Genomic DNA, 22,973 nt, shown 5'->3' with positions numbered 1-22,973 from the left:
GTCCCCCTGCGACCCGCCCGCCACCCCGCGCGCCCGCCTCGGCTGGGCGCTGGTCACCCTCGGCCTGCGCCTCGCGATACCACCGGCCGCACGCCCCGCCCTCCGGTGACCGCCGACGCCCTCGCTCCCCCACGCGACCGCCGCCCGCTCGCCCTCACCCTCGCCGCCAACACCGTCTCCATCACCGGCAACGCCCTCACCCTGATCGGCGTCCCCTGGTTCGTCCTCCAGACCACCGGCTCGGCGACCCGGGCCGGGGTGGTCGCCCTCTGCGCGACACTCCCCGTCATCGTCTCCGCCCTCTTCGGCGGTCCGCTGATCGACCGGATCGGCCGGCGCCGGGCCAGCGTCCTCTCCGACCTGGTCTGCGCCCTCGCGGTCGGCGCCGTCCCGCTCCTGCACCACCTGGACGCGCTCCCCTTCTGGCTGCTCTGCGCCCTGATGGGGACCAGCGGCCTCTTCCACGCCCCCGGCGAGACCTCCCGCAGCTCCCTCCTCCCGGCCCTCGCGGCCCGCGCGCACACCCCGATGACCCGCGCCGCCAGCCTCTACGACGGGGTCTCCCGGGGCGCGAGGATGCTGGGCGCGGCCCTCGGCGGTGTCCTCATCGCGGTGCTGGGCCCGACCTCGGTCCTCGTCCTGGACGCGGCCACCTTCGCCGCCTCCGCCCTGCTGATGGCGTACGGCTTCCGGGACGTACCCGAGGCGCGGCCCCTCCCCCGGACCGCCCGCAACGGCTCGTACCGGGCCGAACTCGCCGAGGGGTACCGCTACTTGGCGCGTACGCCACTCCTCCTGGCGATCTGCGCCATGGTCATGATGACCAACGGCCTCGACCAGGGCTGGTCCGCCGTGCTGCTCCCCTCCCACGCCGCCACCCACCTCGGCGGCGCCACCCAGCTCGGCATGCTCTCGGCGCTGTGGGGCGCGGGCGCGCTGACGGGGACGTTCCTCTACGCGGCGTTCGGGCACCGGCTGCCCCGGTGGCCGGTCTTCACCGTCTGTTTCCTGCTGATCGGCGCGCCCCGGTTCGTCACCGCCGCCTTCACCGACACCGCCCTCCCGCTCGCCGTGCTGCTGCCGCTGACCGGGCTCGGCGCGGGCGCCCTCAACCCGATCCTCTCCACGGTGACCTTCGAGATCGTCCCCGAGCGGCTGCGCACCCGCGTCCTCGGTGCCACCACCGCCGCCGTCCTCCTCACCACCCCGCTCGGCGGCCTCTTCGCCGGCCTGATCACCGACCACCTCGGCCTGCGCACCGCCTTCCTCGTCGTCGGCACCGGCTACTTCCTCGCCACCCTCGGCCCGCTGGTCTTCCCGGTGTGGCGCACCATGGACCGCACGGGCCCCGGACCCGCCACCACGGAACGGAAACCGGTGGACACCCCCGCCCCCGCACGGTCGGATGGTGCCCCATGAGCACCCCTCCCCCCACCCTCCCCCTGGTCGACGAAGCCCTCGTACGGCGGCTCGTGGCCGCCCAGTTCCCCGAGTGGGCCGGGCTGCCGGTCGAGCGGTTCCCGTCCGGCGGGACGGTGAACGCGATGTTCCGGCTGGGCGGGGAGCTGGCCGTCCGGCTGCCGCTCACCGAGGGCGGGGCCGGCGACGTCCCGCTGGAACGGGAGTGGCTGCCCCGGCTCGCGCCCCTGCTGCCCTGCCCCGTGCCCGAGGTGGTGGGCACCGGGGAGCCGGACGAGGGGTACCCGTGGCCGTGGTCGGTCGGGCGCTGGCTGCCCGGGCGGAACCCGGAGGCGGGCGCCGTAGCTCAACCCCGCGCGCTGGCCGAGGACTTGGCGGAGTTCGTGCGGGCGATGCGCGCCGTCGGCCTGCCGGGCGCCCCGGTCGCGCACCGGGGCGGGCCGCTTGCGGCGCTGGACGCGGAGACCCGGAAGGCGCTGGCGGTGCTGGGCCGGAACCCGGAGGAGGGCGTGGACGCGGACGCCCTGACCGCCCTCTGGGACGAGGCGCAGAGCCTGCCCGGCCCCTCCGGCCCTCCGGTGTGGCTCCACGCCGACCTGATGCCCGGCAACCTCCTGGTGGACGGCGCCGGGCGGCTGAGCGGCGTCATCGACTTCGGCTGCCTGGGCGCGGGCGACCCGGCCTGTGACCTGTTCCCCGCCTGGAACCTGCTCCCGGCCGAGGCCCGCCCGGTCTTCCGCGAGGCCCTCGGCGTGGACGAGGCGACCTGGCTGCGCGGCCGGGCCCGGACCCTCTCCCAGGCCGTGATCGCCCTGCCGTACTACCGGCGCGGCCGGAACGAGGCGATGGCCGCCAACGCGCGCCACGTCCTCCGCGAGGTGCTGGCGGAGCGCTGACGGGCCTGGGCCCGTGCCCACACCCGTACCCGGGCCGTCAGCAGGCCGGGACCTTGCCGCCGTGCTCCAGTGCCCGCAGCGAGTCGATCGCACCGTTCAGCGTGGTGACCGGGATGAGCCGCATCCCGGAGGGCAGCTCGGCCTGCGCGTCCCCGCACTCGGCCTTCGGGACGAGGAAGACGGTGGCGCCGTCGCGGGAGGCGGCGCGGGTCTTCAGCGAGACGCCGCCGACCGCGCCGACCTGGCCGTCGGCGGTGATGGTGCCGGTGCCCGCGATGGAGCGGCCGCCGGTCAGGTCGCCGCCGCTGCCGTCCCCGTCCAGCTTGTCGACGATGCCGAGCGAGAAGAGCAGCCCGGCACTGGGCCCGCCCACGTCGGCCAGCTCCAGCCGCACGTCGACACTGCCGGGCTCGCGGCCGAGCTGCTTCAGGGCCGCCTCGACGGCGACGTTCTGCGACTGGACCATCTGGTCCCGGTTGTACTGCTGGATCTCCTTCGGGGTGTCCCCGCTCGGGTAGACCGCGTCCACCGGCATCACCGCCTGGTCGGTGCGGAACCAGCCGTCCACCACCTGCCCGATCCGCACCGGGGTCTGCGGCCCGGTCGCCTCGATCGTGGTCATCCGCAGTTCCCCGGTGGTCTTCCGGGGCTCCTCGCCCTTGATCGTGATGACCTCGGTCCCGTCCCGGGAACCGAGCACGTCGGCGGTCATCCCCGGCTGCGCCACCGCGAACGGCAGCGGCGCGAGCGCGGTCACCGCCAGCAGCGCCACCGCGGGCGCGGCGCAGATCGCGAGGGCACGGGGGCGCGGAAGAGCGGCGAGCTTGGAGAACACGCGCCCCAATCTAGTCGCCCGGGTGCGCGGGCGCGGGCAGGGGCGTGGGCGTCGTGAGGCGGGCCCACTCCCAGGGGTCGTGCGCGCTGAAGACGGTGACCCGGTCCCCGTGGTCGCGGCGCAGGGCGCGCAGCCGGTCGCGCGTGGCCCGGACGGCCCCGGCGTCGGTCTGGGCCCCCTGCTGGACCGGGGCGAAGGCGGGGTGGGCCGACGGCGGGGTCCGCTCGATCTCGCCGTGGTACAGGTACGCGTCGCCCGCGTGCAGGAGCCACCGGCCGGCCCCGTCGCGGACGGCGACGCCCGCGTGCCCCGCCGAGTGGCCGGGCAGCGGCACCAGCAGCACCTCGCCGGCGAGTCCCGCCACCCGCGCCGCCCCCGGGAAGCCGAACCATTCCGCGCTCCCGTCCGCCACAGCGGGTGTCAGCAGCGGGCCGTGCGCCCGGTGCGCCGGCAGGAAACGGTCCAGGCTGTGCCGGTGGTGCGGGTCGGCGGGGTCGGTGACGGCGCGGTACTCGGCGGGGTGCACATGGACCCGCGCGCCCGGGAAGTCGGGCAGTCCGCCGGTGTGGTCCCGGTGCAGGTGGGTGAGGACGAGGTGCCGCACGTCGCGGGGGTCGAGGCCGAGCCGCACGATCTGCCGCAGGGCGCTCTCCTCCGGGTCCCGGGCGGGCTGGGCGTACGCCACCCACTCCGCGCCCAGGCGCCCCTCCGGATCGTGCCGGTCCGCGGTGCCGAGACCGGAGTCGACCAGGACCAGCCCGTCGGCCTCCGTCTCGAGGAGCAGGCAGTGGCAGACGGCACGAGGGCCACTAACCCCGCCGCGCCCCTACCTGGTGGGCCACGCCGGTGGCCACCGCGAGCAGCAGGGCCGCGACGGCCAACTGCCCGCCTACAGGGGCCAGTAGAGACGCCGGGCCGGTGTCCGCCGAGAGGAGGTGCAGGAGCCGGTTGACGGGCGGCAGGCCCTGCGTGAACAGAGCGGCCAGGACGAGACCGAGGGCGGCGGCCGGGGCGTACCCGGGCCGGGGCAGCACCTGCGGGGAGCAGAGCACACCGACGGCGCACCCGGCGAGCGCCGCCGTGGCCTGCGCCGCCGCGCCGACCAGCAGGCCCGCCGGCGTCACCTCGTACGAGCCGGTCCACAGCGGCAGCAGCAGGCCCGGCACCATCAGGGCGGTGCAGCAGGCCAGCGCCGTGGCGACGGAGGCGAGCAGCACCTTCCACGCCCCGCCCGCGCTCACCGCGAGGATCGCCCGCCGTGCCGGGTCGTCCAGGCCGGTCACCACCACGGTCAGCCAGGTCGCGCAGAGGAAGAGGGCTCCGGCCGAGGAGGCGTAGGCGGAGGGGAGGGAGCCTCTCCCGTTGACGGTCAGCACGGTGAGGACGCCGGTGAAGAGCAGGACGGGGGCCAGGTAACGCTGGCTGTGCAGCAGGGTGGCGGCCGTGCAGCGGACGAGGGCGATCACCGGGCGGCCTCCGTCACCCGGGCGACCGACCAGCCCTCGCGCAGGGCGGCGAGGAGCAGGGCGTCGGCGTCTTCCCGGGGGACCCGCAGGGCGAGTTCCCCGTCCGGGCCGGGCTCGGCGCGTACGCCCGGAAGCGCCGCCGGGGGCCGGGGGCCGGAGCCCCGCCAGGCCAGGAGGACGTCCACCAGGTCGCGGGGTCGGCTCTCCCCGTACGGCGTGACCCGCCCGTCGGCCACGTGCAGGCTCCGGGTGGCATGGGTGCGGGCGACCGACTCGCGGTGGTCGGTGAAGAGCACCGTCCCGCCGCTCGCGGCCACCTCGGCGAGCAGTCCGGCGAGGACCTCGTGGGCGGAGGCGTCCAGGCCGGACCACGGTTCGTCGAGCACCAGGAGGCCGGGCGGGACGAGGAGGGCCTGGGCGACGGCGACCTTCTGCGCGTTGCCCTTGGAGAGGGTGGCGAGCGGCGCGTCACGGTCGCCGGAGAGCGCCAGCCGGTCCAGCAGTTCGCCGGCGCGGGCGGCCGACCGTGCCGTGCCCAGTCCGCGGACCCGGCCGAGGTGGGTCAGGTAGGCGGTGGCGGACATCCGCCCGGCGGGCGGGAAGCGGTCCGGTACGTACCCGACCACGCGCGGCCGTCCCGTGACCGTGCCCCGGGTGGGGCGGGTGAGCCCGGCCGCGAGCCTCAGCAGCGTCGACTTGCCCGAGCCGTTGCGGCCCACGACGGCGACGGTCTCCCCCGCCCGGCACGCGACGTCCACGCCCCGGAGCACCCAGCCGCCCCGCAGGCCGTACCGCTTGCCGACCCCTTCCAGCCGCACCCGCAGCCCTTTCCCCGCTCAGCGCAGCGCGTCGGCGACCTCGCGGGCCGCGTCCACGACCCGGGGGCCGACCCGCTCGGGTACGGCGTCGGACAGCATGACCACGCCGACGCTGCCCTCGATCCCGGTCAGCCCGAGCAGCGGGGCGGCGGCGCCGCAGGCCCCAGCCTCCAGTTCGCCCTGGGTGAGGGTGTAGCCGGGGTCCGGCAGCTCGTTCTGGCGGACGGCGAGTATGGCCCGGCCGGCCGCGCCCCGGTCGAGGGCGTGCCGGAAGCCGGTGCGGTAGGCGACGTGGTAGTCGGTCCAGGTCGGCTCGACCACCGCGACCGCCAGCGCCTCGGCGCCGTCGACCAGGGTGAGGTGGGCGGTGGCGCCGATGTCCTCGGCGAGCGACCGCAGGGCGGGCAGTGCCGCCTCGCGCACCAGCGGGTGGACCTGGCGGCCGAGCCGCAGCACCCCGAGCCCGACCCGGGCCCGGCCGCCCAGGTCGCGTCTGACGAGGGCGTGTTGTTCGAGGGTGGCCAGCAGTCGGTAGACCACCGTGCGATTGACGCCGAGCTTGTTGGACAGCTCGGTGACGGTCAGGCCGTGGTCGGTGTCGGCGAGCAGCTTGAGGACCCTGAGGCCCCGGTCGAGCGTCTGAGAAGTCTCCGCGGTCACGACGCCCACTCCTTAGGTGTGAGGGTGCGGCAGTGGTGAGGTGCGGCGGCATCCGGGTGGGGCGGCGGCGCCGGTCCCAGCGGCGACGCGCGTCAGAGGCCGCCGAGCGCAAGGCACCGGCTGCGCTCCGCGGCGACGCTGCCACGGGGCGTGTACGTTGCCGGGAATGTAGCGAGCGGTCCCGCTCAGCGGAAGGGTCCGTCCAGAATCCGGGCGATCACCGGGGAGTGCGCCCCGGTTTGCCCTCGGTGTCCCCGGCCGCCGGCGAAGGCCGGATCGCCGCAGGCCGCTCGTGGCCGAGCGCCGAGGTCGCGGCCAGCAGCACGTGGTCCCGCGCGTTCTGCCCGTCCCAGCAGGGCCGGGCCTGCGGGTCCGCGCGCCCCATGTCCTCCAGCATCTCGTTGTGCTGGACCGCCTGAGGGTCACGGTCCGGGCGCCTGAAGGCGGCGGCGCTGAGCTGTCGCGGCCCACGCACCCGGAGCGAGGAACCGGGCGGATGCCTGTGCAGTTCCTCCTCGGTGACCCGCTGCACGGGCGCACTCCCGGCGGCGGCAGCCGGGGCCGGGGTGCGCGGACTGACCGATCAGGAAGGGCAGAAGCTGCAGCAGATCGTGCGCCGAGGCAGTACCGGGCTCGGTGCGCTACCGGCGGGCGATGATGCTGCCGGCGTACGCCGGCGGGAACCGCGTACCGGTGATCGCGCAGCTGGTCCAGGCCGACGAGGACACGATGCGGGAGGTGATCCACCGGTTCAATGAGATCGGTCTGGCCTGCTTGGACCCACGGTGGGCGGGAGGCCGTCCCCGCCTGCTCAAGCCTGATGACGAGGACTTCGTCGTGGCGACGGCCACCACCCACCCGCCAAGCCCGGTCAGCCCTTGGCCCGTTGGTCGATCCGCAAACCCGCCGCCTACCTGCGCCGCGTCCAGGGACGTGCCCGGTGCCGCTTTGTGTACGACCAAGTCACCGCGGTCATCAGGGCCGGGATGGCGAACAGCGGGGCGAAGGCGACCCCCCAGACGGCCTGTGCCGTACCGCTCGACATGTACGTCTGGCTCTCGACGGTGAAAGCGACCACGAGTTGCCACAGTGCCACCAGAACCAGGACGCCCGAGGCGGTCCAGGCGAGCGGAGCGAGGACCCTGGGGTGCAGCGGCCTCCACCGGTCGTTGACGAGCAGCAGCGGAAACATAGCGGCCAACTCAGCGAGGACGGAGAGGCCGACGACGTATGCGATGCCCCAGCCTGGGATGTCGAAGACATCACGCAGCACCTGGTCGCTGTAGCCCACATGGACACCGGATGCCATGGCGATGCGCCACAGGCCGGACGGGACGGCGCACAGAGCGATGGCGTGGGCGACGCGGCGAGCCCAGACAGGCGCAGGTGCGGAGGCGAGGAGAGGAGCGGTCGCTGTCGTCATGACGTACATGCTGGCCCTGGGCATGGCGGCCACGCTTCATCCGCTACGGCGGACCGTATCCGCCCTGCGGATGAAGGTGCACCCGCTGAGGGAGACCCGAGAAGGACTCGATCGCCGGACGGTCTGGGCCATTCAACCGTCCAGCGATCGAGGACATCGCGACCAACCCGGTGAACGTTCGCGGGCACAGCACTAGGGGTGTATCGAAAGTGGCTGGTTGTGACTCTGTGGCCTGTGTTTCTATGCCGGAGTGAACATCGAGTGCTCCGGGGTGCCGGATGAGAGGCCGAGCCGCTGGGTCCGGCAGAGGGCTGATGGCGATGTGGAGGAGTGCGTGCGGGTCCTGGCGGAGGTCCATGCGCGCGACGGCTATCCGGTGAACTGGCCGGATCGGCCCGGCGAGTGGCTGTCACGCGTTCCCCTGCTGGGCTCCTGGGTTGCCGAACTCGAAGGCGGCCTGGTCGGGCATGTCAGTTTGTCTCAAGGCGGCGAGGGCGATCTGGCCCCGATGTTGTGGAGCGAGCGGAACGGGGCGACGCGGGGTATGACCGCCGTGGTCAGCAGACTGTTCGTCGCCCCGCAGGCGAGGGGACATCGGATCGGTGGACTGCTGATCGGCCGGGCAGTGGAGGAAGCGCGGCGTCATGGCCTGCATCCGGTGCTCGACGTCGTCGCATCCGATGCCGCGGCGGCAGCCCTGTACGAGCGGCTGGGCTGGGAGTTGATGGCCACAGTCGACCAGCAGTGGAGTCCGCACCAGACGGTGGCCATCCGCTGTTACGCAGCGCCATCGTGACGTGGTCAGTCACAGCCACTCGTTGATGGCCGCGACGAGGACGGTCGCCTCGTAGCGGACCGCGAGCTTGTCGTACCTCGTGGCCACGGCCCGGTGCCTTTTGAGGCGATTGATGCCGCACTCGACCGCGTGCCGAGCCTTGTAGTCCTGTGGGTCGAACTTCGGCGGCCGGCCGCCGTGCGAACCGCGTTTCTTGCGGTTGCCGGCCTGGTCTGCCTTGTCCGGAATGGTGCAGCGGATCCCGCGCCGCCGCAGGTAAGCGCGGTTCTTCCGGGAGGCGTACGCCTTGTCGGCCCGCACGCGATCGGGCCGGGTGCGCGGCCTGCCCGGCCCAAGACGCGGGACACGGATCTTGTTCAGGACGGGCTCGAACTGCGGGGAATCGCCCCCCCTGCCCGGCCGTGATCACGATGGACATGGGCTTCTGGCCCTGTTCGACGGCCAAGTGCAGCTTGGTGGCCAGGCCGCCGCGCGAGCGCCCGAGCCCGTGGTCGTCCGGCTCGACGGCGACGCCGCCGGGCGGCTCCTTCTGAAGCTCCCCTTTTCCTCGCCCCGGCGGCGTGCTGGTGGGCCCGGCCCACCGTGGAGTCGACGTTGATGTCCCAGGTGATCAGCTCTTGCGCGTCCGCCCGTGCCTGCAGGTCGGTGAAGATCCGATGCCAGGTGCCATCCCGTTGCCAGCGCCGGAACAGGTCGTACGCCCGGCCCCATGGCCCGTACTCGGCGGGCAGGTCCCGCCACGGGATGCCGGTGCGGACCCGGAACCGTATGCCGTCGATCAGCTGCCGTCTGGCCCACGTCGCAGGTCGTCCGGGCTTTTCACCCTTCGGCAACAGCGGTGCCAGCGCCGCCCATTGGGCGTCCGTCAGGTCTCCACGTGCCACGAAACAAGATCATCCCACGGTCAAGATCCACTTTCGATACACGCCCTAGGAGCCCACCCGCCCGTCGACCAGTTCCCGCACCACGTCCAGGTGCCCGTTGTGCCGGGAGGTCTCCTCGACGAGGTGGAGCAGAATCCAGCGCAGATCGACGTGCCGCCCGTCCCGGATGGGCCGCTTCGCCTTCGCGTCCAGGCTGTGCCCGGCCACGAGCTCCCGGAACCGCGAGCTCTGTTCCTCGTACTCCGCGACCAGCTGCGGCAACGGCACCTCCACCGCCGTCCGCATCTCGGGGTCGGGGTCCTCCTCGGTGGCATGGACCAGCGGCCCGGCCTCCTCCCCGTCGAGGAACACCTCCTCCAGCCAGTAGTACTCGACCCACCGCAGATGGCTGATCAGCCCACAGAGCGTCATGAGCGGCGAGCCGGGCAACGGCGCCTTCACCGCGCCCTCGGCCGACACCCCCTCACACTTGGCGACCGCGGTGGCCCGCGCGTAGTCGAGGAAGGTGGTGAGCTGGGTACGTTCGTCCCAGGCGGCGGGGGTGTCGGTTCGTTGAGTCGTCATCGCGTGGAGTCTGGCCTACGGGGTGCTCTGCGGCGAGCGAATAATCGCACCGGCACGCCCCGAGCACACGAAGAGGCCCCGCCACGCACCTTGCCGGTGCGCCGGCGGGACCTCCACCGAACCGATCAGACGGCCCGAAACGCACCGTCCTTGACCCCGCCCACGAAGGACGCGAACGCGACAGCGGGGAAGCCGAGCACCGGCCCGGCCAGATCCTTGGAGTCACGGACGGGAACCAGGCCGTCCGTGGCGACGAGGTTGGTGGCCACCTCGACGCACTGGCCGCCGTTCTCGCTGTACGAGGACTTGAACCAACGGGGGGATTCACTCGTCACGATGTGCCCTTTCGTAACTGGCTGATCATGGCCACGGACGCCGCTCGCGTCAGGGCCTCGGCCTGAAGCTGATGGTAGTCCGTCAGAAGAGGCAGGACTGAGTCACTATCTCGTTCAAGATGGCCCCTGTTGGCGGACTCGGCATACGACATGACCGAGCGGTCAGGCATCGTGAGCAACGTCACCGGCAGTGTCATGGGACGCCGGACTCCGATGTCGAACGGGGCCACCTGGAGGACCGTGTTCGGCATCTCGGCGAACTCGATAAGCCGGTTGAACTGGGCGTCCATCAGAGCTGCGTCACCGATGGGACGGCGTAGGCAACTCTCATCCAGCACGACGAAGATCAGCGGCGGCGGTACCCGAGCTATGCAGGCTTGCCGACGGGCGATGAGCGCGACGCGTTCGTCGGCCTGATCCCTCGTGACCACACCTCGCCTCACGGCACTGTCACCGAGCGCCGAAGCGTACTCCTGAGTCTGGAGCAAGCCGGGTATCACCCCGACCTCGTACAACCGCACCTCCATGGCTCGTTCTTCGTACCCGATGTACTGCGGAAAGCCCTCGATGAGCGCCGTGTGCCGGACCGCCTGACTCTGGCTCACCAGGCGCCCACGCGCACCCAGCGCCTGGTCACACCTTGCCGCGAGCCGCTGGGTTGGTGGACGTCGACCAATTTCCAGCGCCGAGATGTGGGCTCCCGAGCAGCCCACGTGTTCGCCCAGTTGATCCTGGGTCCAGCCGCGTTCGTCGCGCAGCCTGCGGAGAAGCACGCCGAAGGCCGCGCTCGGCGACCGCTCGGGGTCCAGCTCTCTACGGTTGACCATGGTGCACCCAACTCGTCTGCCGTTTTGCGTCAGTTGATGACGCTCTGAACGATAGGCCAAGCTGTGCGCTCCCGGTAGCGAAATGGCTACAGAGAGGAGCATTCATGCCTGTGGAACCCGAGCGTCCGGCCCCTTGCCACACCTGCCAGGAGTTCGCGCTCGCCGAAGCGGTGGCCAACGGGGAACGTGACTACAGCAGGGGCACCGACTGTCGCGTTCTCCTCAAGCGTCACCAGCAGAGCGGCACGTGCACGGCACCCCAGGAGGAGGGGTGACCGGCGAGGAGCCGGCGCCCGCACAGGGGCCGCCGGAGTTCAATCCGCTCCGCTACCCGCCCTGCGCGTGCCCGCGCCACTCCCCGGGACCCGGCCTCGAACCGGACAAGGACGATGCCGAAGACTCCGCCCTCCTGCGCGAACTCCGCACCCGGATGAACGAGGAGAACCGCTTACGCCGGTGGGCGCGGGGGCAGTCGTGACCGGCGTCGAGCACGTCGAGTACCTGGCAGACGCGCACGGCGGGAGTGGCGCCCGGAGCGTCTTCCTCGGGGGAACCCTCGCCCCGACCCGCCGCCTCGCCCTCCGCTGGCTCCGCCGCCAGGCCCATCGCCTCGCCGACGCCCTCGACCCTGACCCGCGCACCACCCATCTCCCGGCCGGCGCCCTGCGCCCTGCACCACCCGGAGCGGAGCACGCGCCCTCCCAACTCCGTTTCTGGGCAGCCGACCTGACGTATGCCGAGGACGTCACCGACCGCCTCGCGACCGGCTACCCGTACTGCTTCACCGCCCGTGAGGGCCCGGCCTGGTACCGGCTCACCGCACGCCCCCTCTTCACGACGGCGCGCCCCTCCCACTTCGCCCGGTCGTCGATGTGACGGTCGCCGGCCCGGCGAGGCTCGTAAACACACACAACACGCAACACCCCACACACAAGGAGAAGCATGAAGACCGACCTGCACGCGAGTGGCGGCGACGACGGCCTGCCCGGCGAGCCCTACCCCGGACCGCACCAGCCGCCGAGCCCGGACGGCGGTCCGGGCGTGCCGAACCCGCCCAAGAAGGCCGCGTGACCGTGGCCGACCACGTACAACAGGGACGCCCCAGCCACACCGGGCTGGGGCGTGCCCTCATGGCCGGCGGGGCCCTCACGCCCGACTGGTTGCCCGCCTTCACCGAGGTGCCGCGCTCGGCGTTCCTGCCCGAGCTGATGTGGCCCTTCGCCATGGAGGCGGCCCGCAGCGTCCCCGTCTCACGGTCCGGCGATCCGGAGTCCTGGCTCGCGTACGCCGACGCCGACGTGCCGATCGTCACCCAGTGGGACGACGGACGGCACCGGGGTACGGAGCCGGGTCAGGTGTCGACCTCGTCGGCGTCCATGCCCAGCGTGGTGTTCCGGATGCTGCGCGCGCTGGACGTGCGCGCGGGGCAGCGCGTGCTGGAGATCGGCACGGGGACCGGGTGGAACGCCGCCCTGCTCGCACACCGGACCGGCGCCGGGAACGTCGTCACCGTGGAGGTGGACGGCGCCGTGGCCGAGCGGGCCCGGCGGGCCCTGCGTGCGTCCGGGGCGCCGGTGCGCGTGGTGCACGGCGACGGGTTCCGGGGCTTCCCGGAGGGTGCGCCCTACGACCGGATCGTCGCGACGTGCGGGCTCCGGTCGCTCCCCTTCGCCTGGGTGCGCCAGGCCCGGCCCGGCGCCGTCATCGTGGCCCCCTGGGGGACGCACTACAGCAACGCGGACGCGATCGCCCGGCTGGTCGTCGCCGAGGACGGGCGCAGCGCGTCGGGGACCTTCGCCGGGCCGGTGGAGTTCATGAAACTCCGGTCCCAGCGGCTGCCACCCGTGGAGCACCGCGCGTACGTGCCGGACACGGTGGCCGTCGGTGAGGAGACCACGTCCATGGCGGCGGAGGAGGCGTTCACCGGGGACCGATTCGGAGCCGGGCGGTTCGCGCTGGGGCTGCGCGTCCCCGCCTGTGTGAACGTGGCCGCCGAGAAGCGCGACGGCGCCCGGCCGGTGTGGTTCTACGGGCTCAGCGACCGTTCCTGGGCGTGCGCGATGTTCCGCGACGGCGACACGGCCCGCGTCTGGCAGTCCGGCCCGCGCCGGTTGTGGGACGAGGCCGAGGCGGCGCTCGCCTGGTGGGAGGAGCGGGGCCGGCCGGGCCATGAGCGCTTCGGGCTGACCCTGACCGAGGCGGCGCAGTCGGCCTGGCTGGACGACCCTGCCGACTCCTGGGAGGTCTGATCCCCCCCCCAGGAGCCTGCCGGGTCAACCCCCCTGCCCCCGCCTCCGTGCCGCGTACGTACGGGACTTGTTGCGGTTGCCGCAGACCTGCATGGAGCACCAGCGGCGGCTGCGGTTCTTCGAGACGTCCCAGAAGACCCAGGCGCAGGTGTGCTCCGCGCACCGCTTGAGGCGGGCGGCGTCCCCCGTGGCGACCAGGCTGCTCCAGGCGATCGCCAGCCGGGTCAGGGGCAGGCGGTCCGCCGGGGTTCCCGGGGCGGGTCGTAGTGCGCCGGTGACCGAGACGGCGACGGGGTGTGCGGCCAGTGCCTCGTCGGCCGCCGCCAGCAGGGCGGGGTCGGGGACGTCGCCGACCCGGGCCCCCATCTCCTCGCGGAGACCGGCGCGGAGCGCCAGGTAGTCGCGGTGGGCCTCGGGCGAGATCGCGTCCGGGGCGTCGAGCTCCTCGTACTCGCGGAGCCAGGCGGCGAGTTCCTCCGGGGTGGCGAGGGCGTCCGTCACCTCGTCCACGTCGAGGGTGTTGGCGAACGCCTCCACCAGTGCCGCCAGGGCGGGCGTTGCGAGCATGACCTGCGCCTTCCGATCGCCGTTCCGCGTCCCCCATCGTCCCGCACTCCCACCCACACTACCGGCTAACCGTTTTACCGGTTGCGGAGCCGGGCGCCCCCGTGCCATCGTCCACTCACCAGCTAACGCGATAGACGGTGAGCAGAGCCGACGAGCGTCGGAGCCAAGGGGGCGGCCAGGATGACCATCACGAGCACACCGGGGCGGACAGAACCGAAGAAGCCGTCGGAACCGGAGGGACCGGAGGCGCACGGCGACCGGCGGCCCGTACCGCCACCCGACCCCTCCCGCCGCAACGGCGCCGTGCTGGTCGGCTTCACCGCCGTCACCAACCTCGCCGACGGCGTGATGCGGCTGGCGCTCCCCCTCCTCGCGGTCCGCCTCACCGACTCCCCCGCCCTCGTCACCACGGCCTCACTCGCCCTGACGCTGCCCTGGCTGCTCACCGCCCTGCACATCGGCGTCGTCGTCGACCGCTTCGACCGGCGGATGCTGCTCTGGCTCGCGGGCGCCGCCCGGGTAGCCGCGATGGGCGGCCTGTTCGCCGCCGCCGTCACCGGCCATCTCACCCTCGGCCGGCTCCTGGCCGCCGGGGCCGTGCTCGGCGTCGCCGACGTGCTGGCCGCGACGGCCGGCTCCGCCCTGGTCCCGGCGGCGGTGACCCGCGAACACCGGCCCCGCGTCAACGCCTGGATGGTCGGGGCCGAGACGGTCGGCCAGGAGTTCGCGGGCCCCTTCGTCGGAGGGCTGCTGCTCGCCGCCGGTACCGGCCTGGCCCTCGGCGCGATCGGCGTCACCTACGCGGCGGCCGCCCTCCTCCTCGTCCTCCTGGCCGGCCGCTTCCGCCCCGCCGCCCCCGCCCCGGGCACGCCCGCGGTCCCGGTCAACACCCGCATCGCCGAAGGGCTCCGCCTCCTGTGGCGGGACCCCGTCCTGCGCACCCTCTCCCTGACCGCCGCCGCCCTCAACGCCGTCTGGGGCGCCTGGCTCGCCCTCATGCCGCTCCACGCCCACCAGGCGATGGGCCTGGGCCCCGGCGAGTACGGCTTCCTCCTCAGCGGCCTCGGCATCGGCGGCCTCGTCGGCGCGGCCACCGTGACCTGGGTCAACCGCCTCCTCGGCCCGCGCCGCGCGATGCTCGCCGACCTCCTGGGCACCTGCGCCATGACCGCCCTGCCGGCCCTCACCACCAGCCTCTGGGCGGTCGCCGCCGGCGCCTTCCTCGGCGGCATGGGCGGCACCCTCTGGGCCGTCAACAGCCGCACCCTCACCCAGCACAAGGTCCCCGACGCCCTCCTCGGCCGCTACACCGCCGCCTCCCGCCTGCTCTGCTACGGCGCCCTCCCGATCGGCACGGCGGCAGCGGGCCTCCTGGCCGAACTCCTGGGCACGCGAACGGTGTTCGCGGTCATCTCCGTCCTGGCCCTGACGACCGTGATCCCGTTCCTCCGCCGGGTGAAGGCGGCGGACCTGACAGGCACGAGCGCGCCCTGACCGCCCGGTCGCCATCAACCGACCAGACTCAGCCCGGCCGGCGCCTGAGGCCCGTTCAAGCCCGGCCGGCGTTTGAGGCCACCCCTCCGCAAGGCCCGCAGGGCCGAGCCGAAAGGCCGAGCCCCGCACAGGGCACCCCGTAAAAGGTCAGCCCCGCGTCGCCCATTCCCGCACTTTGTCGATCCGCTGCCGGATCTGCCCAGCAGTGGCCTCCGCGCTGGGCGGCCCCCCGCACGCCCGCCGCAGCTCGTTGTGGATGACCCCGTGCGGCTTCCCGGTCTGGTGGACGTACGCCCCCACCAGCGTGTTGAGCTGCTTACGCAGTTCCAGCAGCTCCTTGTGGGAGACGACGGGCCGGCGCTCGGCGGGCAGTTCGAGCAGGTCGGCCTCGCTGTCGGGCTTCTTGCGGCTGTGCGCGATCTGCCGGGCCTGCCGCTTCTGGAGGAGCAGCTGAACCTGGTCGGGTTCGAGGAGCCCGGGGATGCCGAGGTAGTCCTGCTCCTCCTCGGAACCGGGGTGGGCCTGCATGCCGAACTCGGCGCCGTCGAAGAGGACCCGGTCGAAGACGGCCTCGGACTCCAGGGCTTCGAAGGAGAACTGCTCCTGCTCCCCGGTGTCCTCGTCCTGCTCCTTGTTGGCCTCGTCCATCTCCTTCTCGGACTCGGCGTACGGGTCCTCCTCGCCGTCCTTCTTCGGCTTGTCGAGGACGTGGTCGCGCTCGACCTCCATCTCGTTGGCGAAGCCGAGCAGCATGGGGACGGTCGGCAGGAAGACCGAGGCGGTCTCGCCGCGCCGCCGGGACCGCACGAAACGCCCGACGGCCTGCGCGAAGAAGAGCGGGGTGGAGATGGTGGTGGCGTAGACGCCGACGGCCAGGCGCGGCACGTCGACGCCCTCGGAGACCATCCGGACGGCCACCATCCACCGGTCGTCGCTCTTGCTGAAGTCGTCGATGCGCTGCGAGGCGCCCGAGTCGTCGGAGAGGACGAGGGTCGCCTTGTTCCCGGTGATCTCGCGGATCAGCTTGGCGTAGGCGCGGGCCTGGTCCTGGTCGGTGGCGATGACCAGCGCCCCCGCGTCGGGGATGGCCTTGCGGACCTCGGTCAGCCGCTGGTCGGCGGCGCGCAGCACGTTGGGCATCCAGTCGCCGCGCGGGTCGAGCGCGGTGCGCCAGGCCTGCGAGACGGCGTCCTTGGTCATCGGTTCGCCGAGCCGGGCGGCGATCTCGTCGCCCGCCTTGGTGCGCCACCGCATCTGCCCGCTGTAGCTGAGGAAGATCACGGGGCGGACGACGCCGTCGCCGAGCGCGCTGCCGTAGCCGTACGTGTAGTCGGCGGCGGAGCGGCGGATGCCGTCGTTGCCCTCCTCGTACGTGACGAAGGGGATCGGGTTGGTGTCCGAGCGGAACGGGGTGCCGGTGAGGGCGAGCCGGCGGGTGGCCGGCTCGAACGCCTCCAGGCACGCCTCGCCCCAGGACTTCGAGTCACCGGCGTGGTGGATCTCGTCGAGGATGACGAGGGTCTTGCGCTGCTCGACCCGGTTGCGGTGGAGCATCGGCCGGACGCCCACACCGGCGTAGGTGACGGCGACGCCCTGGTACTCCTTGCTGAGCGGCCCGGCGCTGTACTCCGGGTCCAGCTTGATGCCTATCCGGGCGGCGGCCTCGGCCCACTGCTTCTTCAGGTGCTCGGTCGGGGCGACCACCGTGACCTGCTGCACGACGTGGTGGTGCAGCATCCAGGAGGCCAGGGTGAGCGCGAAGGTGGTCTTCCCGGCGCCCGGCGTGGCGACCGCGAGGAAGTCGCGCGGCTGCTCCTGGATGTACTTGTCCATCGCGGCCTGCTGCCAGGCCCGCAGCTTTCCGGCGGTACCCCAGGGGGCCCGTCCGGGGAAGGCGGGTGAGAGGTGATGGGAGGCGGAAGTAGTCACGGTCTCCGATTCGGTGCTCTCGGCTCGGGCCGGGTCGCGCCCCGGCCCACGTACGACAACCGGGCCACCCTACCCGTGCGCGGCCCCTCTCCCGTCCGCCGAACCGGGAGCGCCGGACGATGCGACAGGGGTCACAGCGATGCGGGCGCGGCCGGGCCGGGGCGCGGTTGTGTCGGCAGTGTGGCAGTCGCGTTGCGTGGCCGCCCGATCGCTTGAGGCCGCCTGCCGCACGGGCCTAACGTCGTGAGTGCGCCGGGGAGATCCCCCAGATTTCCCCGGTCAGGACCGTGTGCCCGAGAGGCTCAGGGACTCGTCTGCAAAGCGAGGAACGCGGGTTCGAATCCCGCCACGGTCTCGGTCCCGGCCGCCACCCGTCGACGGCCCCGCCCCAGGAGAAGGGGGCGGGGCCGTCGAGGTGTGCGGGGAGGCCGTGCGGGGACCCGGAATCCGGGCCCCCGTACCTCTCTCAGCTCTGGGCCACCGCCGCCTGCGGGCGGATCGGCAGGCGGTTGACAGGGCGGCCGGAGGCGGCGCGGACGGCGGAGGCGACGGCGGCCGGGGCGGTGACGACCGGCACGGCGCTGGCGGCCTTGGCGCCGAACGGCGCGACCACGTCCCGCTCCTCGACCAGGCGGACGATCCGGATGTCGGGGGCGTCCAGCGCGGTCGGCAGGGCGTACCCGGTGAGGTCGGGGTGGCGCAGGACGCCCTGGGGCGCGCGCAGGTTCTCGGTGAGGGCGGCGCCGAGGCCCTGGGTGAGCCCGGCCTCGATACGGGCGGCGATCTGGGCGGGGTTGAGGACCCGGCCGACGTCCTGGGCGACGGCCAGCTCGACCACCCGGACCGAGCCGATCTCCACGTCCACGTCGACCACGGCCCGCACGGCGCAGAAGACCAGGCCGACGAAGGCGTCCCCCTGCCCGGCGCCGTCCAGCGGCTCGGTGGGGTGCGGGCGGCACTGGGCGGTGGCCCAGAGTTCCTTGCCGTCCATCGCCTCGGTGACGGTGGTGGAGAGCACCCCGTCGTAGGAGGTGATCTTGCCGTCGGTGATCTGGAGGAGTTCGGTGGACATGCCGAACTGGTGGGCCAGCGGCTGGAGCAGCTGCGTACGGACCATCTTGGCGGCGCGCTCGACGGCTCCGGCGGAGACCCAGGTGTGGCGGCTGTGGCAGGAGGGCCCGGCGGGCGGCTGGTCGGTGTCGACGGGGGCGACGGCCACCTCGTCGATCCCAAGGGTCTCCTGGACGATCTGCCGGGCCAGCGTGGTGAACCCCTGCCCGGTCTCGACGGCGGCGCAGATGACGGTGGCCCGGCCGTCCTGGACGCGGACGGTGGCGGTGGAGACCTCGTCGGCGCCCTCGGCCCCGAGCATGTGGACCATGCCCAGCCCGTAGCCGACGCCGCGCCGCACGGCACCGGGCTCGCCGGCGCCCTCGGGGCCGCCGGGCAGCAGCCACTCCTCCTCGGGGGTGTCCTTGGGGAGCGCGGGCAGCGGGAAGTCCTGGACGGCCTGGAGGAGTTCGGCGACCGGCGCGGGGCAGGTCACGGTCTGGCCGGTGGGCAGCACGTCACCGGTGGCCAGCACGTTACGCGCCCGGACCTCGGCCGGCTCCAGGCCGAGCTTCTTGGCGAGCTTGTCCATCTGCGCCTCGTACGCCGCGCAGACCTGGAGGGCGCCCTCGCCGCGCACGTGCCCGGCGGGCGGGTTGTTGGTGCGCACCGCCCAGCCGTCGATGGTGGCGTGCGGGACGACGTACGGGCCGCAGGCGAAGGCGACGGCGGCGGCCAGCGACTCGCGGGAGGAGTCGGTGTACGCGCCGCAGTCCATCAGGATCTGCGCCTCGACCCGGACCAGCCTGCCCTCGGCGTCGGCGTGGTGGCGGTAGCGGAGCAGGGTGGGGTGGCGGTGGGCGTGGCCGAGGAACGACTCCTCGCGGGTGGCGGCCAGTTTGACCGGGCAGCCGGTGCGCATCGCGAGCAGGCCGAGCGGCAGCAGGAAGCCGGGGTCCTCGCGGTCGGCGGTGGCCCCGGGGACGCCGGTGACGACGACCTTGACCCGCTCCGGGTCGAGCCCGTAGACGGCGGCGGCCCGGTCGCGGTCGGCGTGCGGGTCGGTGGAGGCGGCGTACAGCTCGACGCCGCCGTCCGGGCGGGGCACGGCGAGGCCGGCCTCGGCGCCGACGGGGGCGGGGTCCTGGCGGCCGATGCGGTAGACGCCCTCGACCACCGTCTCGCCGGTGGCCTCCTGGTCGCCGTGGCGCAGCGGGATGTGGCGGACCACGTTGCCGTCGGGGTGGAGCGGTTCGGCGGTGAAGGCTTCCTCGGGATCGGTCTGGGCCGGGAGCACCTCGTACTCGACCATGATCGCGGCGGCGGCCATCCGGGCGGTGTCCGGGTGGTCGGCGGCGACGGCGGCGAGCGGTTCGCCGTGGTGGCGGACGACCTCGGAGGCGAAGACGGGCCGGTCGGCGCCGTAGCGGCCGTGCAGCCCCTCGCCGGGCACGTCCTCGTGGGTGACGATCGCGTGGACGCCGGGCATCCCGGCGGCCTGCCGGGTGTCGATCGAGACCACCCGGGCGTGCGCGTGCGGCGAGCGCAGCACGGCGGCCCAGAGCAGCCCCTCGGCCCACAGGTCGGCGGCGTACGGGAAGGTGCCCTCGGTCTTGGCGCGGGCCTCGGCGAGCGGCAGCGAGACCCCGAGCCCGTGCGGGGCCGCCTCGGCGTCGGCCTGGGCGGGGATACCGGTGGCGGTGTCGTGGCTCACGCCTGGCCTCCGTGCTGCTCGTGCGGGCCCTGCTCGTCGTACCCGTAGCCGTCCTGGCCGTGGTGGGGCGGGTAGCCGCCGGTGTCGTACGAGGGCGGGGGCTGCGGCAGGCCGTCGTAGCCGTCGGGCAGGGCGCCGTACGGGTGGCCGGGGGCCTCGCCGTCGGCGGGTCCCGCCTGGTGCGGGATGGCCACCTCGGCCTGGTCCGCCCCGGCGGGCTCGCCGTCCTCGGCCTCGGCGCTCGCGTCGTCGTGGGCGGCGACGTCGGCGGCGGCCTCGGCGGACGCCTCGCGTTCGCCGACGACGTCGCGGACCGACTCCAGGATGGCGCGGTAGCCGGAGCAGCGGCAGAGGTTGCCGGAGAGCGCCTGGCGGGTCTCCAGGTCGGTGGGGCGGGGGTTGCCTTCCAGCAGGTCGTGGATGGTCATCGCCATGCCGGGGATGCAGAAACCGCACTGCACGGCGCAGTGGCGGGCCAGCGCGCGCTGCACGTCGGAGGGTTCGCCGGGGCCGCCGTCCTCGGCGGCGCCGAGCCCCTCGACGGTGTGGATGTCGCTGCCCTCGGTGGTGGCGGCGGGCACCAGGCAGGAGGCGACGACGCGCCCGTCGACGCGGACCGCGCAGGCCCCGCACTCGCCCTGCGAGCAGCCGTCCTTGGCCCCGGCGAGCCCGAGCCGCTCCCGCAGCACGTGCAGCAGCGACTCGCCGATCCACGCCTCGGTGACGGGCCGGTCGATGCCGTTGACGTTCAGCGTGTACGAGACGACCGGCCGCTCGTCGTGGAGCCCGCCGGCCTCGGGAGCCTCCTCGCCGGCCGCCTCCACGGCGCCGCCGGGCTCCTCGCCCGCGCCCTCCGCCTCAGCTTCCGTTTCGGCTTCCGCCTCGGGCTCGGGTGCGGGCGCGTCGGCCGTCTCCGGGGCGCTGTCGGCTTCCGGGGCGGATTCCGCCTGCTCTTCCGCTTCGGGGCCGTCGGGGGCGCTCTGAGCCTCCCCGGGGGCCTCCTCGGCGCTCGCCTCGGGTGCTGCCTCCGGTGCCGGTTCCGGGGCGGTCGCCTCCGCCTCTCCGGCCCAGGGCGCCGTCGCCCCGCCGGGGAGCGTGGCGGGGGCCTGGTGGGTCGGGGCGGTGGCCCAGGCGCCGGTCCGCGGGGCGGCCTCGGAGAGCGGGTACTCGCCGGACTCCTCGGGCACGTCCTCCGGGGCGAGCGGCACCGCCCACTGGCCGGTCCCGCCCTGCGCGGGCGGGGCGCTCTCGCCGAGGGCGGCGGTGAAGTCCCAGTGCCCGGTGGCGTCCTGGCCGGCGGAGCCGGGCCCCTGCTGCTGGCCGGGGATGCCGGGCCGGCCGTGCGGCTGCCCGGCGCGCTCGGCGCCCCCGAAGGCGGCGCCGAGGTCGGGCCGGGGGCCGTCGGGGGAGAGCCCGGGCGGGATGGTCAGGGGGCGGGTGTCGCCGAAGGCGTCGGTGGCGGCGAAGGCGTCGGCCGGGGGCTGCCGGTAGCCGTCGGCGCCGGGGACCTGCGCGCCGTCCGGGTAGACGTCGGCGACGACCTGGCCGGGCGCGGCCTCGGGCACGTCCTGCGGCGGCAGCGTGCCGTACGGGTCGGGCCCGTGCCCGGCCTGCTGCGCGTACGGGTCGGGCGCGGGGGCGCCGCCCGCGACGGCGCCCGGGATGGACCAGACGCCGGTGGCGGCCGGGTCGGCGGGGCCGGTGGCGGGGGTGACGGTGATCGGGGGCACGTACCCCTGGCCGGGGGCGGCGAGAGGGATGTCGGCGATGCCCTCGGGGAGCTGGACGAAGGCGGTCGCCCCGTCGTCGTACTCCTCGCCGCCCTGGTGGGGGATGGCGCCCCAGCTCAGGGAGGTGCCGCGGGCCGCTCCGGTCCCCTCGCCCCGCTCGTCGTCGGTCATGACAGCGCTCTTCCCAGTGCTCGTCGGGCCAGCGCGGCGACGGTGCGCCGCAGGTGCAGTACGGCGGGCGGCAGCTTCGGCGGCTCGCCGCCGTCGGCCGGGACCTCCGGGTCCGGCACACAGGCCGTGGCCACGTACGTCCCGAAGGCGGTCAGGGCCTCCTGCGGCAGGCCCCGTTCGCCGTCCCAGTCGATGAGGGAGGCGGCCCAGCGTTCCGCCTCCAGGGGCCGCAGCGGCATCGGGGCGATGGCGCCGATGGCGCACCGCACCTCGCGCCGGGCCGGGTCGACGACCAGGGCGACGGAGGCGGTGGCGCGGCCGGGGCCGGTGCGGCCGGTGGCCTTGAGGAAGACCTGCGGGGCGTGGAGCAGCGGGACCCGGACCCAGCCGATGAGTTCACCGCCGCGCAACATGTCCATGCCCGCCAGCAGATGGGAGACGGAGACCTCGCGGCGCCCGCCGCCGGGCGAGGCCACGACGAGGGTGGCCTCCAGGGCGGCGAGGACGGGCAGGGTGTCGCCGGAGGGGGCGGCGGTGGCGATGTTGCCGCCGAGCGTCCCGGCGTTGCGGATCTGCGGGGGCCCCGCGGCGCGGGCGGCGGCGGCCAGCGCCGGGATGAGCGCGGCGAAGTCGGGGCGGCCCATGCGGGCGTGGGTCAGTCCGGCGCCGAGCAGGGCGTGCCCGTCGAGGTACTGCCAGCCCCGGATCTCGCGGACCCGGCCGAGGCCGACGAGAGCGGTGGGGCGCAGCTGCCCGGCGTTGACCGAGGTCATGAGGTCGGTGCCGCCCGCGACGGGGACGGCGGCGGGCGTGGCGGCGAGCGCGGCCACGGCCTCGTCCAGGGAGGCGGGCAGCGTCACCGACGCTGCCGCCTGCGGTGCGTGCGTGGTCAAAACCGGCTGCCCCTTCCGTCACCCCGCCTGGTCCCGGCTGTTGCGCCGTACGGTACGTCCTCACAGGCGGGACGTGGCAACTCTGGCACATCTTGCCGTTGCCTCGGAGCGGGGGTCCGCTAGGGGAGTTTTGCCCTTTCTGGCCACCACGTAAGGGGTTTCGCCGTTTTGTGCGGGCTGCGGAGAGGCGCCCCGGTTCCGCGATCGAGGGGGCGCACGCCGGGGGCGCGCGGGCAACCGGCGAGAGCCGCTC

The 22,973-nt window shown here is 74.1% G+C and carries 24 protein-coding genes, 1 tRNA gene and 2 pseudogenes; 11 read left to right on the top strand and 16 right to left on the bottom strand.

From position 1 onward, the window contains the following. The first annotated feature begins 105 nt into the window (after positions 1 to 105). Both IF45_RS0122125 and IF45_RS0122120 read left to right on the top strand, forming a co-directional pair. A complete protein-coding gene (locus IF45_RS0122125) occupies positions 106 to 1,419 on the top strand; it encodes an MFS transporter (protein WP_008404621.1) in 1,314 nt (437 codons plus the stop codon). Then, complete coding sequence (locus IF45_RS0122120) at positions 1,416 to 2,315, top strand: aminoglycoside phosphotransferase family protein (protein WP_030309103.1); 900 nt, start codon at positions 1,416 to 1,418, stop codon at positions 2,313 to 2,315. Before IF45_RS0122125 ends, IF45_RS0122120 begins: the two co-directional genes overlap by 4 nt. 37 nt (positions 2,316 to 2,352) lie before the next feature. Here the strand turns inward: IF45_RS0122120 and IF45_RS0122115 are convergent, their stop codons facing one another. The 6 genes from IF45_RS0122115 to IF45_RS0122090 form a co-directional block, all read right to left on the bottom strand. Continuing rightward, positions 2,353 to 3,150: a S16 family serine protease gene (locus IF45_RS0122115; protein ID WP_030309102.1), complete on the bottom strand. Its 798-nt coding sequence runs from the start codon at positions 3,148 to 3,150 to the stop codon at positions 2,353 to 2,355. A 10-nt stretch (positions 3,151 to 3,160) separates the two neighbouring features. Then, a complete protein-coding gene (locus IF45_RS0122110; RefSeq protein ID WP_234344647.1) occupies positions 3,161 to 3,901 on the bottom strand; it encodes an MBL fold metallo-hydrolase in 741 nt (246 codons plus the stop codon). 58 nt (positions 3,902 to 3,959) lie between these two features. After that, positions 3,960 to 4,616, bottom strand: a complete 657-nt coding sequence (locus tag IF45_RS0122105) for a hypothetical protein (RefSeq protein WP_030309098.1) — start codon at positions 4,614 to 4,616, stop codon at positions 3,960 to 3,962. Continuing rightward, complete coding sequence (locus tag IF45_RS0122100) at positions 4,613 to 5,434, bottom strand: ATP-binding cassette domain-containing protein (protein WP_030309096.1); 822 nt, start codon at positions 5,432 to 5,434, stop codon at positions 4,613 to 4,615. Before IF45_RS0122100 ends, IF45_RS0122105 begins: the two co-directional genes overlap by 4 nt. An 18-nt stretch (positions 5,435 to 5,452) precedes the next feature. Next, positions 5,453 to 6,094 carry an IclR family transcriptional regulator gene (locus IF45_RS0122095; protein ID WP_003950533.1) on the bottom strand — a complete coding sequence of 214 codons (642 nt, stop codon included), beginning with the start codon at positions 6,092 to 6,094 and terminating at the stop codon, positions 5,453 to 5,455. A 217-nt stretch (positions 6,095 to 6,311) separates the two neighbouring features. After that, positions 6,312 to 6,626, bottom strand: a complete 315-nt coding sequence (locus IF45_RS0122090) for a hypothetical protein (protein WP_003950532.1) — start codon at positions 6,624 to 6,626, stop codon at positions 6,312 to 6,314. Between the two features lie 34 nt (positions 6,627 to 6,660). Here IF45_RS0122090 and IF45_RS32540 point away from each other — a divergent pair. Then, a pseudogene (locus IF45_RS32540) lies at positions 6,661 to 7,029 on the top strand (helix-turn-helix domain-containing protein); the annotation flags it as partial. On the opposite strand, the gene IF45_RS0122080 reads toward IF45_RS32540, so the two are convergent. Further along, a complete protein-coding gene (locus IF45_RS0122080) occupies positions 7,005 to 7,517 on the bottom strand; it encodes a hypothetical protein (RefSeq protein WP_242534280.1) in 513 nt (170 codons plus the stop codon). The pseudogene IF45_RS32540 and the gene IF45_RS0122080 sit on opposite strands and share 25 nt — an antisense overlap. 334 nt (positions 7,518 to 7,851) lie before the next feature. Between IF45_RS0122080 and IF45_RS0122075 the strand changes: the two genes are divergently transcribed. After that, positions 7,852 to 8,313: a GNAT family N-acetyltransferase gene (locus IF45_RS0122075; protein ID WP_037638370.1), complete on the top strand. Its 462-nt coding sequence runs from the start codon at positions 7,852 to 7,854 to the stop codon at positions 8,311 to 8,313. A 9-nt stretch (positions 8,314 to 8,322) separates the two neighbouring features. Here IF45_RS0122075 and IF45_RS32535 read toward each other — a convergent pair. The 4 genes and pseudogenes from IF45_RS32535 to IF45_RS0122055 form a co-directional block, all read right to left on the bottom strand. Then, positions 8,323 to 9,197: pseudogene (locus IF45_RS32535) on the bottom strand (IS5 family transposase). A gap of 45 nt (positions 9,198 to 9,242) precedes the next feature. Beyond that, entirely contained in the window at positions 9,243 to 9,761 is a 519-nt protein-coding gene (locus IF45_RS0122065) for a DinB family protein (RefSeq protein ID WP_003950527.1), read from the bottom strand. Positions 9,762 to 9,886: 125 nt separating this feature from the next. Then, entirely contained in the window at positions 9,887 to 10,096 is a 210-nt protein-coding gene (locus IF45_RS0122060; RefSeq protein WP_008404601.1) for a DUF397 domain-containing protein, read from the bottom strand. After that, a complete protein-coding gene (locus tag IF45_RS0122055; protein ID WP_008404599.1) occupies positions 10,093 to 10,923 on the bottom strand; it encodes a helix-turn-helix domain-containing protein in 831 nt (276 codons plus the stop codon). The genes IF45_RS0122060 and IF45_RS0122055 overlap by 4 nt, the downstream gene beginning before the upstream one ends. A gap of 104 nt (positions 10,924 to 11,027) precedes the next feature. On the opposite strand from IF45_RS0122055, the gene IF45_RS33415 reads away from it, so the two are divergent. From IF45_RS33415 to IF45_RS0122030, 5 genes are all read left to right on the top strand, one after another. Continuing rightward, positions 11,028 to 11,198 (top strand): hypothetical protein, encoded by a 171-nt coding sequence (locus tag IF45_RS33415; RefSeq protein WP_165395704.1) that lies wholly within the window; start codon positions 11,028 to 11,030, stop codon positions 11,196 to 11,198. Beyond that, a complete protein-coding gene (locus IF45_RS0122045; RefSeq protein ID WP_008404596.1) occupies positions 11,195 to 11,401 on the top strand; it encodes a hypothetical protein in 207 nt (68 codons plus the stop codon). The genes IF45_RS33415 and IF45_RS0122045 overlap by 4 nt, the downstream gene beginning before the upstream one ends. Continuing rightward, on the top strand, positions 11,398 to 11,799 hold the full coding sequence (locus IF45_RS0122040; RefSeq protein WP_030309090.1) for a hypothetical protein: 402 nt from the start codon (positions 11,398 to 11,400) through the stop codon (positions 11,797 to 11,799). The genes IF45_RS0122045 and IF45_RS0122040 overlap by 4 nt, the downstream gene beginning before the upstream one ends. Positions 11,800 to 11,865: 66 nt before the next feature. Continuing rightward, positions 11,866 to 11,994: a hypothetical protein gene (locus IF45_RS34020; RefSeq protein ID WP_015507185.1), complete on the top strand. Its 129-nt coding sequence runs from the start codon at positions 11,866 to 11,868 to the stop codon at positions 11,992 to 11,994. Positions 11,995 to 12,053: 59 nt separating this feature from the next. Beyond that, positions 12,054 to 13,172, top strand: a complete 1,119-nt coding sequence (locus IF45_RS0122030; protein WP_051720721.1) for a methyltransferase domain-containing protein — start codon at positions 12,054 to 12,056, stop codon at positions 13,170 to 13,172. 24 nt (positions 13,173 to 13,196) lie between these two features. Here IF45_RS0122030 and IF45_RS0122025 read toward each other — a convergent pair whose 3' ends face one another. After that, complete coding sequence (locus IF45_RS0122025; protein WP_008404585.1) at positions 13,197 to 13,739, bottom strand: CGNR zinc finger domain-containing protein; 543 nt, start codon at positions 13,737 to 13,739, stop codon at positions 13,197 to 13,199. A 180-nt stretch (positions 13,740 to 13,919) separates the two neighbouring features. Between IF45_RS0122025 and IF45_RS0122020 the strand changes: the two genes are divergently transcribed. Beyond that, positions 13,920 to 15,233, top strand: coding sequence for an MFS transporter (locus IF45_RS0122020; protein ID WP_030309085.1), 1,314 nt, complete (start codon positions 13,920 to 13,922; stop codon positions 15,231 to 15,233). A gap of 147 nt (positions 15,234 to 15,380) precedes the next feature. On the opposite strand, the gene IF45_RS0122015 is transcribed toward IF45_RS0122020, so the two are convergent. Next, complete coding sequence (locus tag IF45_RS0122015) at positions 15,381 to 17,162, bottom strand: DEAD/DEAH box helicase (RefSeq protein WP_030309083.1); 1,782 nt, start codon at positions 17,160 to 17,162, stop codon at positions 15,381 to 15,383. 283 nt (positions 17,163 to 17,445) lie between these two features. Here IF45_RS0122015 and IF45_RS0122010 point away from each other — a divergent pair. After that, positions 17,446 to 17,517 (top strand) — tRNA-Cys (locus tag IF45_RS0122010). A gap of 111 nt (positions 17,518 to 17,628) precedes the next feature. On the opposite strand, the gene IF45_RS0122005 is transcribed toward IF45_RS0122010, so the two are convergent. From IF45_RS0122005 to IF45_RS0121995, 3 genes are read right to left on the bottom strand one after another with little or no spacing between them, the layout of a single operon-like run. Further along, positions 17,629 to 19,926: a xanthine dehydrogenase family protein molybdopterin-binding subunit gene (locus tag IF45_RS0122005; protein ID WP_008404581.1), complete on the bottom strand. Its 2,298-nt coding sequence runs from the start codon at positions 19,924 to 19,926 to the stop codon at positions 17,629 to 17,631. Continuing rightward, positions 19,923 to 21,827 (bottom strand): (2Fe-2S)-binding protein, encoded by a 1,905-nt coding sequence (locus tag IF45_RS0122000; protein WP_030309082.1) that lies wholly within the window; start codon positions 21,825 to 21,827, stop codon positions 19,923 to 19,925. The genes IF45_RS0122005 and IF45_RS0122000 overlap by 4 nt, the downstream gene beginning before the upstream one ends. Beyond that, complete coding sequence (locus IF45_RS0121995; protein ID WP_030309080.1) at positions 21,824 to 22,720, bottom strand: FAD binding domain-containing protein; 897 nt, start codon at positions 22,718 to 22,720, stop codon at positions 21,824 to 21,826. The genes IF45_RS0122000 and IF45_RS0121995 overlap by 4 nt, the downstream gene beginning before the upstream one ends. Between the last annotated feature and the right edge of the window lie 253 nt (positions 22,721 to 22,973).

The organism is Streptomyces albidoflavus, from assembly GCF_000719955.1.
GTDB classification, from domain to species: Bacteria; Actinomycetota; Actinomycetes; order Streptomycetales; family Streptomycetaceae; genus Streptomyces; species Streptomyces albidoflavus.
The sequence above is the reverse complement of the archived record's forward strand: the minus strand, read 5'-3'. Positions and strand labels throughout refer to the sequence as shown.